The sequence below is a fragment of the Qipengyuania sp. genome (assembly GCF_965277845.1).
Lineage (GTDB): Bacteria > Pseudomonadota > Alphaproteobacteria > Sphingomonadales > Sphingomonadaceae > Qipengyuania.
The window spans coordinates 1,673,615-1,687,114 of sequence record NZ_OZ255844.1 but is presented as its reverse complement, the minus strand read 5'-3'; the positions used below and the strand labels follow the sequence as shown (position 1 = coordinate 1,687,114).

Below are 13,500 nucleotides of genomic sequence, written 5' to 3'. Positions count from 1 at the left end.
GTCGCTAGCCGCTGCGTCGCGGCGGTTCAGGCGTGCAAACAAAGGTCTCCTCGCCGGCCTCGATCAGAACTCCGGCCAGATTGCCCCGTTGCACTCCGGTCTTGAGAAACGCCGCTACCTCGCCATGCGAGGTCCGGCCCCCGAGGACGCCCACGGCCCTGGCGACAAGGCGGGCCGACGTATCGAGCAGCGCCGCCTTCGGAACGGATACGCGCCCATCCTCAACCGACGCACGATCGTCCCAGAGCCGAAGCGCGAGACTTTCCAGAGCCTTCTCGGTCTCTTCGAGATGCCCGGCGGAACGCGCAATGGCCAGCGGATCGAGCCAGTCCGCATTCTCCAGCGCGCGCCTGATGCGGACGCGATCGTAACTCTCATCCCGATTGCTCGGGTCTTCCACGTGAGGCAAGCCTATCTGCTCGACAATGTCGCGCAACTCGCGCTTGCGGAATCCCAGTAACGGGCGGACCACTGGCACCGCCCCCCCTTCGATCAGTGTGCAAGAGCGGATGCCCGCAAGGCCCGCCAACCCGCTCCCGCGGTTGAGCCGCATAAGAACCGTTTCCGCCTGGTCGTCGGCATGATGCGCTGTGGCGATGGCTGCCAACCCACGCTCCAGCGCCCAGGCGCCCAGCGCGGTGTAGCGTGCTGCGCGGGCCCGGTCCTGCACGTTCCCCGCGCCGACGTTTACCCTGAGGATGTTGCATGGAATTCCGCGCTCTTCGCATACGCGTACAACCAAAGCACACTCCTCGGACGCTTCGGGTCGCAAGCCGTGATCGACAGTGGCGACCTCGACCTTCTCGCCAAGCAATTCGTGCGCAAGCGCCAAGAGCGCGATGCTGTCGCTACCACCGGAAACGGCCAGACCAAGCTTGTTGCCATGCCACAGGCTGCCAAGCGCAGCCTCGAAACGCGTCAGCAGCGCCGGGTCGATATCCCCATCAATTGCAATTCACCTTGCCGCGATTGGCTTCGTACTGGCTCTGCAGGCGTCCTGCAGCCAGCGCCGGATAGGTCTCGGAAAACTCGGCGAGCGCAATGCATGCCCGGCGCGTATCGTCGAGCGCGATCATCGCCTCGGCCAAGTAAAGAAGGCTGTCGCCTGCGCGCGCGCCAGTCTTGTCTTCCTGGTAGTTCTTGAGGAACCAGGGCGCGGCTTCCTTGGCCTTTCCGTCGTCGAGATAGGCCCGGCCCAGCAGGTTGCGTCCGTAGGTGGTGCGCCAGTGGTTGGGGTTCTGCTCGACGAACAGGGTCAGCTGTTGCTGCGCCTCGGGATAGAAGCCTGCATTCCAGAGGCGATAGCCATAGGAATATTCGTCGTCCGCCGGGTCTTCGGTTTGCGGCTTGGCGATCGACTGGACCGCGGCAAGGCGCTCGTCGCTCGGACCGGAAGGTTCAGCCGCCGCGACCGAACGCGCTGCGCCGCCCGCTGGTTGGGCGGCGGTTTCCGAAGCCGGTGCCGTCGCTGCGACCGCGCTCGCCGAGCTCTCCAGTGTTGCAACCCGCTCGGTCAGCAGGCGGATTGCATTCGCGCTTTCCTCATTCTGCGCGGTTTGCCGTTGCAGCTGCGCTTCGAGCGCGTCGAGCCGGGCGAGGATATCGGTAACCGCGCTCGTCGAGGGATTGGTCACCGTCGAATCGACCGAGGGCGGCGCGCTTATTTCAGGCTCGAAGAAGCGCCCGTCGCCGCCCGGGAAGACCCTGCGCTGCAACGCCCGCACCTCGGCTTCGAGGCGGCGCAGACGCGCCTCTTCATTTCCATCCTGCGGCAGCGCCGGGGCGGAAGTGGCGAGCAGGGCGAAACCGGCCCCGAGAAAGGACAGGTTGCGGGTGATCGATCCGAATGTCATCCGGTGGCTCCTCGTGGGATATCCGTAGGTTGCGAAAGTGCCCTAGCCCCGCGAATCTGTCGAGGCCATGAAGCGGGCTTATCCCCTTCCACAGGGTAAAAATCAGCCGCCGTTGGGAGGAGTGGCCCCATTTGGAGACGCAGGGCGATCGGCGCGGGCGAGCAGCGCCTCGGCGGTGATCGGAACGTCCTTCACCACCTCGTCTTCTTCCGAGAGCTTGGGCACGGCGCGACCGCCGATGGTTATCGCCAGTGCATATGGTCTCCCGGTCCAAACCTGTGGACCTTCGGCATCTGCGGGAACCGTGAAGCTGTCGCCCACCGCCATCTGGGCTTCATAGAGCCGTTCGCCATTGGCATCGTAGAACTTGACCCAGGTACCATCCATTTCGCTGGTGAAGACGACCGGACCGGTCGGCGCAGGTGCCGCTGCCTGTACCGGTTCCTCCCCGTTCTCCTCCACCTGCGCAGCCACCTCTTCGCGCGGATCCTGCAACGGCGCGGGCCCCAGGCCGGGCGCGAAATAGCTGTTGTAGAATGCGTAAATGCCACCGATGAGCAGTATGGCAGCGAACAACGCAAACCACGCCAAACCACGTCCCGGCACGCGCGCAGGATCGCCAGGTTCGAATTTCGCTGGCGCCGCGCCGTTCTCGTCTCCTTCGGCGAGTTCGTTGCGAACCTGCTCCACAATCTCCCGCTCATCGAGCCCGACCAGCCGGGCATAGGTTCGGGAAAATCCGACCGCATAGGTCCGGGCCGGCAGGTCGGCGAGCGAGCCGTTCTCGATCGTCAAAAGATGCCGCTGAGGAATGCGGGTTTCGGCCGCCACTTGCGCCAGTTCCAGGCCGGCGGCCTCACGGGCCTGCTTCAGCCGGGCGCCGACACTGCCGGATTCCTCGAGCTGTTCCTGATCAAGCGTTTCTTCGTTGCTCATGCGATCCCCGATAAAGCAGTCCCGCGGTTTTGCCGCATGTGGTCTTGACGCAGGAAAAGCGAACCGGCGGCATCCCTGTCAAGCACGCATCCTAACACAGGTGGTGCCTACCGATGAACAGAGGCGCTTTCGCGACGAAATCAGTCGCATTCGATTTCGCGCTCTGCGGCCCATCGTTGCAGTTCGCTGCGCATGTCGTCGGGCGGTGCAGCCAGCCAGCGGTCCATCTGTTCGGTCAATTCACCCAGATCGACCTTGCGCACCAGCTCCTTTATGGGCCCGACGGCCGCAGGCGTGATCGACAGACGCCGATAGCCGATGCCGAGCAGCGCCAGCGCCTCGAGCCTGCGTCCGCCCATCTCTCCGCAAACGCCGAGCCGCACGTCATGGCCGACCAGCGATCGCGACACCCGCGAAAGAAACCGCAGGATCGCAGGGCTCAGCCAGTCGTAGCGCTCCGCCAGCTTGGGATTGGCGCGATCGGCCGCGAAAAGGAACTGCGTCAGATCATTCGTCCCGACAGAGATGAACGACAGTTTCGGTGCGAGCAGATCGAGCATGTCGGCCAAGGACGGCACTTCGAGCATGCAGCCATATTCGATCGTCTCGGGCACGAGTTTGCGCCGCTTGCGCAGAAACGCGAGCTGGTCTTCGAACACCTGCTTGCCGGCATCGAATTCCCACGGTTCGCTGACCATGGGGAACATGACCGAGAGTGTCCGACCGGCCGCAGCTTCGAGCAGGGCCCGGGCTTGCGCCTTGAGCAATCCCTCGCGTTCGAGCGATAGCCGCAGGGCACGCCAACCCATTGCCGGGTTCTCGTCGCGATCGGCTTCCGCATCACCGATATAGGGCACCGCCTTGTCGCCGCCGATATCGACGGTGCGAAATATCACGGGCCTGTCACCCGCCGCGTCCAGCACGTCACGGTAGAGCCGCAACTGGCGATCGCGCTGCGGCAGTGTGGAAGACACGAGAAACTGGAATTCGGTGCGGAAGAGCCCGACCCCGTCCGCCCCGCTCATCGCCAGCGCGCTCATATCGTCGCGCAGCCCGGCATTCATCATGACCGTGATGCGCGTACCATCGCGGGTAAAGGGTTCGACCTCGCGCAGCTCGGCATAAGCGGCCTGCTTTTCGCGTGTTCGCGCAAAGCGGGTCTCGAATGCGTCCAGCACTTGCTGGTTGGGCCGGAGCGTGACCGTAGCGCTGTCGGCATCGAGGATCACCTCGTCGCCTTCGGCCACACGCGTACGGATTCCCGGGACGCGGCCCAGCACGGGTACACCCATCGCGCGGGCGACGATGACGACGTGCGCCGTGAGCGAACCTTCCTCGAGCACCACGCCCTTGAGCCGTCGCCGGTCGTATTCGAGAAGTTCCGCCGGGCCGAGATTGCGCGCGAACAGGATCGTGTCGCGCCTCAACCCCTGCGTCGCGGCGGTGCCGAGCTGGCCGGATACGATCCGCAACAGCCGGTTCGAAAGGTCCTCGAGATCGTGCATCCGATCCTGCAGCAGCGGATCGTCGATTTCGCGCATCCGCATGCGGGTGCGCTGCTGGACCCGTTCGATAGCGGCTTCCGCGGTGAGGCCGCTATCGATCGCCTCGTTGATCCGACGGCTCCAACCTTCGTCATAGGCGAACATCTTGTAGGTTTCGAGCACTTCGACATGCTCACCGCCCTTGCCGAACTCGGGTTCCTTGCCGAGTGCGTCGATCTGGTCGCGCATCTTGTCGAAGGCGCGATAGACACGCTGGCGCTCGGCCTCGATATCCTCGGCCACGACCTGGTCGATCTCGATGCGCGGCTGATGGAACACCGCCTGTCCGGCCGCGAGGCCTTTCACGAGGGTCAGACCTTCGAGCACGTCGTTTTCGACATGCGCGATCTCGAGATCGATCTGCTCCTCGTCGTCGACCAGCTCCTTGTGTGCGATCAGCTCCGAGAGAACCATCGCGGTGGTCTGCAGCGCTTCGATCTCGACATCTTCGTAGCGGCGCGGCTCGACATGCTGGACACACAGCACACCCACCGCGCGTTCGCGATAGACGATCGGCACGCCGGCAAAGGAATGAAACTTTTCCTCACCCGTTTCAGGGCGATAGGCGAAGTCGGGATGTGCCTTGGCCTCAGCGAGATTGAGCGTCTCGATATTGTTGGCGATCGTGCCGGTCAGACCCTCGCCCACCGCTAGACGGGTAAGGTGAACCGCCTCCGGGTTAAGACCTTGCGTGGCGTAGAGTTCCAGCGCACCTTCGCGCAGGAGGTAGATCGAGCAGACCTCGCTCGTCAGGCTTTCGGCGATGATTTCGACAACGCGGTCGAGCTTGTGCTGGGCATGCGTACGCCCAGCCATGATCTCGTGCAGGCGGGTGAGGATCTGGCGGGCAGAAGCTGCGGCTGACATGGCGGCAGCCTATAGCAAATTCATCGGAAGGCGGAAGCGGGACACGCGGCCCCGCCTCCTGATTGCCATTTTCAGCAGGAAGCGAGCTCTTCCTTGATGCGGAGCTTCTGCTTCTTGATCTGCTGGATCATCGCGATGTCGGGCGCCGGTCGGGTTTGCTCCTTGTGCAGGCGGGCCTCGAGACCGGCGTGCTTGGCTTTGAGCGCGTCGACATGGGATGATTGCATCGGGCTGTCTCCTTGACGGTTGTGCGACCCCAGGAGCGACTCGTGCCGATGTGCGGCACGGGCCGCAGATCTGGTATCAAACCACAGGATTGATAATTTACAAAGGGCGATCTTGAAGGCATGCGGCAAAACGGTCGCGAGAAGCGATTTTCCGGGAAGGTCGGCGTGAACGAACAGGAACTGCGCAAGAGACTGGCTCTGCTCCGCAGCGAACACCGCGATCTCGACGTCGCGATCGCCGCGCTGACCGAGGCGGGTGCGCAAAGCGGTTTCGTCGACCAGTTGCAGATGGCCCGGCTCAAGAAACGCAAGCTGGCGCTGAAGGACCGGATCGCTGCGATCGAAGATGTCCTGCTACCCGATATAATCGCCTGATATCGGCATCTTGGGTCAGGGCACGTGTCAGCGCGGGACAAGCATGGTTAATCCGCTGGCGGCATTCTGCCCCAAGGCGTATCCCCCGCGCCATGCCAGCTCGGGACATCAACGAAGAAATCATCGAGGATCTCTATTCCGAAGCACTGGTGCTCGCGGACGATGCGCGGGCGGCCTTCGATCTGCGTGTCCAGGACGCTCGGTCACACATGGGGGACCTGACCCGCGTGGCGCTGTCGATCGAAGGACTTCGTACGACGACGCGGCTGATGCATGTGCTCGCCTGGCTGCTCAACCAGCGCGCCTATCTTGCGGGCGAATTGTCCGAACGGCAGCTCAAACGTTGCGGCGCCCTTCCCGAAGAGCGCGAAGCCGATGCCGACAATCTCGGACGGCTCGAGTCCGAGACCCGCGCTCTGATCGAAGAGAGCGAGCGGCTTCACGCCAGGGTTGCCCGGCTCGATCGCGACTGGCGCTTGCAGCGGGATGAGGCAACGTCCGTGGCATCGCTGCAGGGCCGCATTGCGCAGGCATTCGCAACTGCCTGATCAGGCTGCGGAAAGTGCCTTGGCATAGCGGGCCAAGCGTGCCTCGCGTACCTCCTCTGCCATTCCCGGAGTGAACGTATTTGCACCGCCGCGCATGGCCAGCGCAGCGTCTTCGAGTGAGGCATGCAGTCCGCAACCGACCGCCGCGAGAATGGCGGCGCCCAGTGCCGTCGTCTCGATGAACTCGGGCCGCTCGACTTCGAGGTCGAGGATATCCGCCAGATCCTGTGCCATCCAGTCGTTGGCGCTCATGCCTCCATCGATCCGCAGATGCGACCACGGCGCGCCGTCGGCAGCGAAGGCGCTCGACAGGTCATGGGTCTGGTGTGCCATCGCCTCCAGTGCCGCCCGCGCGATCTGTGCTCGCCCGCTTGCGAAGCTGAGGCCCGAGATCACGCCGCGGGCATCGGGTTTCCAGTGCGGAGCGCCGAGTCCTGCAAGCGCCGGAACGATGACCACCTCGCCGCTATCCTCGATCGATCGGGCCAGTTCCTCGGTCTCTTCGGCGCTCCCGATCAAGCCCAGCTGATCGCGCAGATACTGGACGAGGCTGCCGGCGACGAAACACGCCCCCTCTATCGCATAGGTTCGCTCGCCGTTTTCCTGATACAGCACGGTGCCAAGCAGGCGATTGTCCGAACGCGGAATGTCTCGCCCCTTATTGGTCAGCACGAAGGCACCCGTACCGTAAGTGGCCTTGGTTTCGCCAAAGGACAGACAGCCCTGACCGATGGTGGCGGATTGCTGGTCGCCCGCCAGACCGCAGATTGGAATAGCGCTACCGAGCCATTGCGGGTCACATTCCGCCAGCGCTCCATGCGTATCGACCACCTCGGGCAAGGTCGCGCGCGGGACGCCGAACAGCTCGCACAAATCCTCGTCGAATTGCGCACCATCGAGTGCCAGCAAAAGGGTGCGGCTGGCGTTGCTTGCATCGCTCAGATGCGCCCCACCCGACAGTTTGTAGACCAGCCAGCTCTCGATCGTGCCGAAGGCGAGCGTGCCCGTGTCGGCAGCCGCCCGCACCGCTTCGTCATGATCGAGCATCCAGCGCATCTTGGTACCCGAAAAATAGGGATCGAGCAGCAGGCCCGTGCGCCGCTGCACTTCCGGCTCATGGCCGTAGTCTCTCATACCCGCACAGAACTGCGCCGTACGCCGGTCCTGCCAGACGATCGCGCGCGCCAGCAGCTCGCCCGAATTGCGATCCCAGGCGACCACCGTTTCGCGCTGGTTAGTGATACCGATAGCGGCGATCCGTCCTGTATCGTCACCGACTACCTCGCGCGCGCAGGACAGTGTCTTCTCCCAGATCTCGGCAGCATCGTGCTCGACCCAGCCCGGTCTGGGATAATGCTGCGTCAGCTCCGCCTGAGCCACCGCCTCCATCTTGCCGTCGGGAGCAAATATCATCGCTCTTGTCGATGTGGTTCCGGCATCGAGGACGAGGATACGATCGGCCATGCTTTCTCCCTGACAAGCGGCGGGACGTGACATGGCGCAGCCTTATCCCCATATGCAAGGGCATGGCTGGACCTCCTCCCAAACCGTGGCCGACCGGCAAGGCGATGCAAGTTGAACCGCTGGTGCGGCGCGTGCTCGCGCCGAACCCGTCGCCCTATACCTATACCGGCACGCAGACCTACATCGTCGGCCTCGGCGATGGCTGCGCAGTGATCGATCCCGGACCGGACGAGAAAGAGCACCTGCTCGCACTCGATGCCGCGATCGGCGAGGAACACGTCTGTGCGATCATGTGCACCCATACGCACCGCGACCATTCGCCCGCGGCAAGGACCCTGTCCGCCCGGACCGGCGCACCGGTCGTGGGCTGCGCTCCGCTGGTGATCGATAGCGACCTGCCGCGCTCGGACGAGGCATTCGACCCGACCTATGAGCCGGATCGGGTGATGGAAGACGGCGAGCAGATGACCGGCCCCGGCTGGACGCTCACCGCCATTGCCACGCCGGGCCATGTTTCCAATCATTTGTGCTTCGCTTTGGAAGAGAGCGGTGCGCTGTTCACCGGCGACCACGTGATGGGCTGGTCGACCAGCGTGGTGATCCCGCCCGATGGGGACATGAGCGATTACATGAAGAGCCTGGAGAAACTCCATGCGCGCGAGGACCGGGTCTATTACCCGGCGCATGGCGAAGCGGTCGACAAACCGCGCCAGCTCGTCCGCGGCATGCTCGGTCACCGGCGCCAGCGGGAAAACCAGATCGTTCGGCACCTGAGCGATGGCCCACATAAAGCCAGCGATTTCGTGCCCAAGATGTACAAGGGCCTCGATGCGAGATTGCACAAGGCGGCCGAAATGTCGGTCACCGCGCATCTCATCGATCTGGAACAGCGCGGCCTCGTCGCCCGTTCTGGCGATGTATGGCAAACGATCTGAAGACTGGCGCAACCACCATCCAATCCGATGTGCGGCGCGAGCAGCCGCTGGCGCGCATCCAGGCTGTGCCGTGGCTGATCGTGGTCGTCCTGCTGGCCGCCGTCGCATGGCTCGGCTGGCGCGCGTTCTTTTATCAGGAAGAGGGCGATCCGGTAGGCAGCGCGATGCTGGCCTTCGAGAAGCAGAATTCGCTCACCGTCTTCTCATCGCGGTTCGAAGTGGTTGCGGAAAGTGTCGACCGGCGCGGCGTGCTCAATCTCGACCTGCTTGAGAGCCGACAGGCGGCGATCATTCCCGCGACGGTCGAATACCGGCTCGATCTATCGAGCATGGACCGCGACCGCTTCGCCTGGGACGAGGAAGGCGAGGAACTGACCGTGACCCTGCCACCATTGCGCATTTCGCGGCCCAATCTCGACGAAGCAGCGCAGAAGACGTTTACCGAGGGCACTTATGTCAGCCGCGATGCGAGCGCGGACCTGGCCCGCAACAATTCGCAGCAGGCCGAGCGCAAGGCAGCCGAATTCGCGAAGAATCCCCAAGTCCTCGCGCTTGCGCGGCAGGCAGCGAAGGAAGCAGTTCGTCAGAACCTTGCCATTCCTTTGCAGGTAGCAGGCTATGGAGACGTCACGGTCGACGTGCGTTTCGACGGAGAAGCCGCCGGCTGATTTGACGACGCTCCCGGGAATTTTTATCCTCTGCAAAACGAAATCGATGGTCGCTTGGCTTTGAGGGGGGACTTGGGACCATGGCGACCATTGCCGATACACCGCCACGCACGGCAGCGGGCGAACACCGCTTTTTCCTGATTGCGACCTGGCTGCTCGCCGCGATGACGGTGGGTGGTTTCGCGCTCAATGCTGCGACAGGGCGGTCGAGTTTCGACGTTCCACTGGTCTACCACCTGCACGCATTCGTCTTCATGGGCTTCATCGGCCTCTACGCGCTGCAGGCGACGCTGGCAGCGAAGGGGAACACCGCGCTGCACATGCGCCTCGGGCAGGTCGCGGTCGCCTATATACCGCTCATGCTGATCATGGGCGTGTGGCTGACCTTTGCCACGCTGCAGTTTCTCGGCGGACCGCCGTTTTTCGCGCAGAGCGAGTTCCTCGTGGTCAACCTGTTTCACTTGGCCGCCTTCGCCGCGCTTGCCGTCGCCGCACTGTGGATGCGCAGGCGAAGCGACTGGCACAAGCGGCTGATGTTCGGCGCGATGGTCACCGTCAGCATTCCCGGCATTGCGCGCCTGCTGCCGCTGCCGTTCCTTATCCCCTGGGCATTCCCGATCATCTTCGGCGTCGCCTCGCTGTTTATCCTGGCGGGCATGATGATGGATCGCCGCGTCCGCGGCTCGGTACACGCGGCCTGGTGGTGGGCGCTGATCAGCCCGATCGCGGCCATGGGAATGGGTGAGGTCATCGGTGCGACAGGCTACGCCAAGACCTGGGTCGCGGGCCATGTCGCAGGCACGCCGGGAGGCGAGCGATCGCCCGATCCGTTTCTGCCTCCGGGTTTCTAGAACGGAACGCCCTCGCCTTCCCGTCCGTTCGGTCTATAGAGGCCCCACCAGGACCAGACGGGACACACAATGACCGCACAGACCGACCTGCCGACCGGACAGGATTTGCTCGCTGAGATCGATCGCCTCCGCAAGGAGAAGAACGCGATTATCCTGGCGCATTACTACCAGACCGCCGACATTCAGGACCTTGCCGATTTCGTCGGCGACAGCCTCGAGCTGTCGCGCAAGGCGGCGGAAACCGACGCCGATGTGATCGCCTTCTGCGGCGTGAAATTCATGGCCGACACGGCAAAGATCCTCAGCCCCGAAAAGATCGTCGTCCTGCCCGACATGGACGCCGGATGCAGTCTCGAAGACAGCTGCCCTCCCGAAAAATTCAAGGCGTTCCGCGAAGCGCACCCCGACCACATCGCGCTGACCTACATCAACTGCTCGACCGAGGTGAAAGCGCTCAGCGATATCATCGTCACCTCGTCGAGCGCCGAAACGATCATCAGCCAGATCCCCGAGGATCAGAAGATCATCTTCGGTCCCGACCGGCACCTCGGTGGCTACATGAGCCGCAAGTTCAACCGCGAGATGCTGCTGTGGCCGGGGGTTTGCATCGTCCACGAGGCCTTCAGCGAAACCGAGCTGCTCAAGCTCAAGGCGCAGCATCCCGATGCGCCGGTCGCCGCACACCCAGAATGCCCACCCACGATCGTCGACCATGCCGATTACGTCGGATCGACCAGCGGTATCCTGCAGTTCGCGCAGACCTTCGAAGGCGACACGCTGATCGTGGCGACCGAGCCGCATATCATCCACCAGATGGAAAAGGCGCTGCCCGAGAAGAATTTCATCGGCGCGCCCGGCGCAGACGGCAACTGCAGCTGCAACATCTGCCCCTACATGGCGCTCAACACGATGGAAAAGCTCTACGCCTGCCTGCGCGATCTCGAACCGCGGATCGAGATCGAGGAAGGCCTGCGCCTCAAGGCCAAGCAAAGTCTCGACCGCATGCTCGAAATGGCCAGCGGCACGATCGGCAAGGGCGATCTGGGCAAGGTCTAAGAAAACACTTCAGGGAGAGAGTATCATGGTCGCACGCTTGGCGTTTGCCGCTGCGCTTTGCTTCACCGCTGCACCGCTCGTCGCGCAGGAGACCGATGCGGACGACCCCTATATCTGGCTCGAGGAAATCCAGGGCGAGCGTGCGCTGGCCAAGATCGATCAGTGGAATGCCGATACGGAAACCGTGCTGACGGCGCAGCCCGAATATCCGCTCGCCAAGGCATGGGCGAAGCAGATCCTCGACGATACGCGCCAGATTGCGATGCCCGATGCAATCATGGGCGACCGTGTAACCAACCTGTGGCGCGATGCAGACAATCCGCGCGGGCTGTGGCGCATCGCGACGCTCGAAAGTTACCAAGCCGGCGCCCCCGAGTGGCGTGTGCTGATCGATGTCGACCAGCTCGGCCGTGATGAGGGCCAGAGCTGGATCTGGCACGGCGCCAATTGCCTGGCGCCCAAATACCGGCGTTGTCTCGTATCGCTCAGCCCGGGCGGGACCGATGCCGACATCGTGCGCGAGTTCGACGTGATCACCGGCGAATTCGTCGAGGATGGCTTCGCCCTGCCCGAGGCCAAGTCGAACGTCGCCTGGTTCGACGAGGACACACTGTTCGTGGGCACCGACGAGGGTGAAGGCTCGCTGACCGATTCCGGCTATCCACGGCTCGTCAAACTGTGGCAGCGTGGGACCGATTTCAGCGCGGCCGAGCTCGTCGCGGAAGGCGAGCAGACCGATATCAGCATGAACGGCTTTTCGGTGCTCGACGGCGACACGCGTTGGCGCTTCGTGCGCCGGGGTCCCGACTTCTGGACCGCCGAATACAAGCTCGTCCGTGATGACGGCACACTGGTCGAGCTGCCCCTGCCCCTGGACGCCGAATTCGAAGCCGTGCTCGACGGGTACGTTATCGCCAAGATGAATTCCGCCCAGGAACCGGGCCGGGGCTGGAGCGCTCCCGTCGGCTCGCTGGTCGCCTGGTCGCTCGAAGATATTGCGGCTGGCCGTGGCAGCACGCCCTCGGTCATCTTCGAGCCGAGCGAATCGCAGGCGATCGAAGAGGTGGCGTCCTCCGAAACCAAGCTCTGGGTCAAGGTGCTCGACGACGTATCGGGCAAGCTGATCGAGCTAGCGACCGGGGTCGATGGCTGGGCCGCGCGCATCATGGACCTGCCCAGCAACAGCACGATCCAGATCGCCGAAACCAGCGGCAAGGGCGACACCGCCTTCGTCACTGTCGAGAGCATGCTGACCCCGCCGACGCTGTGGGCTGTACCGAGCGACGGCGAGCCCGTCGCGATCGCCAGCGAGCCTGCGCAATTCGATGCGAGCAAGTTTGCGGTCGAACAGAAGTTCGCGACCTCGAAGGACGGAACGAAGGTTCCCTATTACCTCGTCCGCCCGAAGGGCGCGCAAGGTCCGCTTCCCACGCTGATCCATGCCTATGGCGGTTTCCGCGCGGCGCAGACGCCCAAATACCTCACCGCCGAACCCTATCGCAGCGGACCGCTGGGCCTGTTCTGGGTCGAGAGCGGCAATGCCTATGTGCTCGCCAACATCCGTGGCGGCGGCGAATACGGGCCGCGCTGGCACGAGGATGCGTTGCGCGAGAAGCGTCAGAACAGCTTCGACGATTTCCATGCCGTGGCCGACGATCTGGTCGCGAACCGTCTCGCCGATCCGGGGCGCATCGCTGCTTCGGGACGTTCGAACGGCGGCGTCCTAGTTGGCGCGGTCGCCAACCAGCGACCCGACCTTTACGGCGCGATCATTTCGGGCAGCCCGCTTATCGACATGCGGCGTTACAACAAGCTGCTCGCTGGCGCATCGTGGATGGCCGAATATGGCAATCCAGACGTGCCCGAAGACTGGGCCTTCATGCGCGAGTGGTCTCCCTATCAGAATATGAGCGACGCGCCCGATGTCCCGGCGGCCTTCTATTATCTCTCGACGCTAGACGACCGGGTGCACCCCGGCCATGCGCGCAAGGCGGCGGCCAAGCACGAAGCCTGGGGCCAGACCTTCTATTATCACGAGTATCGCGAGGGCGGGCATTCGGTCGGTTCCGACCACGAGGAGGACGCCAAACGCGCCGCCCTGTTGCTCGGCTATCTCAACCGAGAGATCGGTAGCGGAGCGGAGTAAGGCACCCAATCGCAATTCGCGCGTTCATCC

Annotated in this window: 13 protein-coding genes; 7 read left to right on the top strand and 6 right to left on the bottom strand. The window is 63.6% G+C overall.

The genetic code is table 11. The features are described from left to right. Positions 1-4: 4 nt before the first annotated feature. The 5 genes from tilS to ACQY4G_RS08190 form a co-directional block, all read right to left on the bottom strand. Complete coding sequence (gene tilS / locus ACQY4G_RS08210; protein WP_421990155.1) at positions 5-832, bottom strand: tRNA lysidine(34) synthetase TilS; 828 nt, start codon at positions 830-832, stop codon at positions 5-7. A gap of 112 nt (positions 833-944) precedes the next feature. Further along, positions 945-1,853, bottom strand: coding sequence for a tetratricopeptide repeat protein (locus ACQY4G_RS08205; RefSeq protein WP_291175175.1), 909 nt, complete (start codon positions 1,851-1,853; stop codon positions 945-947). Positions 1,854-1,955: 102 nt separating this feature from the next. Then, positions 1,956-2,789 (bottom strand): helix-turn-helix domain-containing protein, encoded by an 834-nt coding sequence (locus ACQY4G_RS08200; protein WP_421990153.1) that lies wholly within the window; start codon positions 2,787-2,789, stop codon positions 1,956-1,958. A 140-nt stretch (positions 2,790-2,929) separates the two neighbouring features. Beyond that, positions 2,930-5,200, bottom strand: a complete 2,271-nt coding sequence (gene ptsP, locus ACQY4G_RS08195) for a phosphoenolpyruvate--protein phosphotransferase (protein ID WP_067690695.1) — start codon at positions 5,198-5,200, stop codon at positions 2,930-2,932. 71 nt (positions 5,201-5,271) lie between these two features. Further along, positions 5,272-5,427 (bottom strand): YdcH family protein, encoded by a 156-nt coding sequence (locus ACQY4G_RS08190; RefSeq protein WP_083508180.1) that lies wholly within the window; start codon positions 5,425-5,427, stop codon positions 5,272-5,274. Positions 5,428-5,592: 165 nt separating this feature from the next. Between ACQY4G_RS08190 and ACQY4G_RS08185 the strand changes: the two genes are divergently transcribed. Further along, positions 5,593-5,802 carry a YdcH family protein gene (locus tag ACQY4G_RS08185; RefSeq protein ID WP_067690758.1) on the top strand — a complete coding sequence of 70 codons (210 nt, stop codon included), beginning with the start codon at positions 5,593-5,595 and terminating at the stop codon, positions 5,800-5,802. A 92-nt stretch (positions 5,803-5,894) separates the two neighbouring features. Then, positions 5,895-6,350: a DUF1465 family protein gene (locus ACQY4G_RS08180; protein ID WP_421990151.1), complete on the top strand. Its 456-nt coding sequence runs from the start codon at positions 5,895-5,897 to the stop codon at positions 6,348-6,350. Here ACQY4G_RS08180 and ACQY4G_RS08175 read toward each other — a convergent pair whose 3' ends face one another. Further along, positions 6,351-7,814 carry a glycerol kinase gene (locus ACQY4G_RS08175; RefSeq protein ID WP_421990149.1) on the bottom strand — a complete coding sequence of 488 codons (1,464 nt, stop codon included), beginning with the start codon at positions 7,812-7,814 and terminating at the stop codon, positions 6,351-6,353. 62 nt (positions 7,815-7,876) lie between these two features. Here ACQY4G_RS08175 and ACQY4G_RS08170 point away from each other — a divergent pair, with 62 nt between their 5' ends. From ACQY4G_RS08170 to ACQY4G_RS08150, 5 genes are all read left to right on the top strand, one after another. After that, positions 7,877-8,749: an MBL fold metallo-hydrolase gene (locus ACQY4G_RS08170; protein WP_421990147.1), complete on the top strand. Its 873-nt coding sequence runs from the start codon at positions 7,877-7,879 to the stop codon at positions 8,747-8,749. After that, positions 8,734-9,417 (top strand): DUF4230 domain-containing protein, encoded by a 684-nt coding sequence (locus tag ACQY4G_RS08165; protein WP_421990145.1) that lies wholly within the window; start codon positions 8,734-8,736, stop codon positions 9,415-9,417. The genes ACQY4G_RS08170 and ACQY4G_RS08165 overlap by 16 nt, the downstream gene beginning before the upstream one ends. Positions 9,418-9,497: 80 nt before the next feature. Next, positions 9,498-10,268 carry a hypothetical protein gene (locus ACQY4G_RS08160; protein WP_421990143.1) on the top strand — a complete coding sequence of 257 codons (771 nt, stop codon included), beginning with the start codon at positions 9,498-9,500 and terminating at the stop codon, positions 10,266-10,268. A gap of 69 nt (positions 10,269-10,337) precedes the next feature. Beyond that, positions 10,338-11,324, top strand: a complete 987-nt coding sequence (nadA, locus tag ACQY4G_RS08155; RefSeq protein WP_421990141.1) for a quinolinate synthase NadA — start codon at positions 10,338-10,340, stop codon at positions 11,322-11,324. A 25-nt stretch (positions 11,325-11,349) separates the two neighbouring features. Next, a complete protein-coding gene (locus tag ACQY4G_RS08150) occupies positions 11,350-13,470 on the top strand; it encodes a prolyl oligopeptidase family serine peptidase (protein ID WP_421990139.1) in 2,121 nt (706 codons plus the stop codon). The last annotated feature ends 30 nt before the right edge of the window (positions 13,471-13,500 follow it).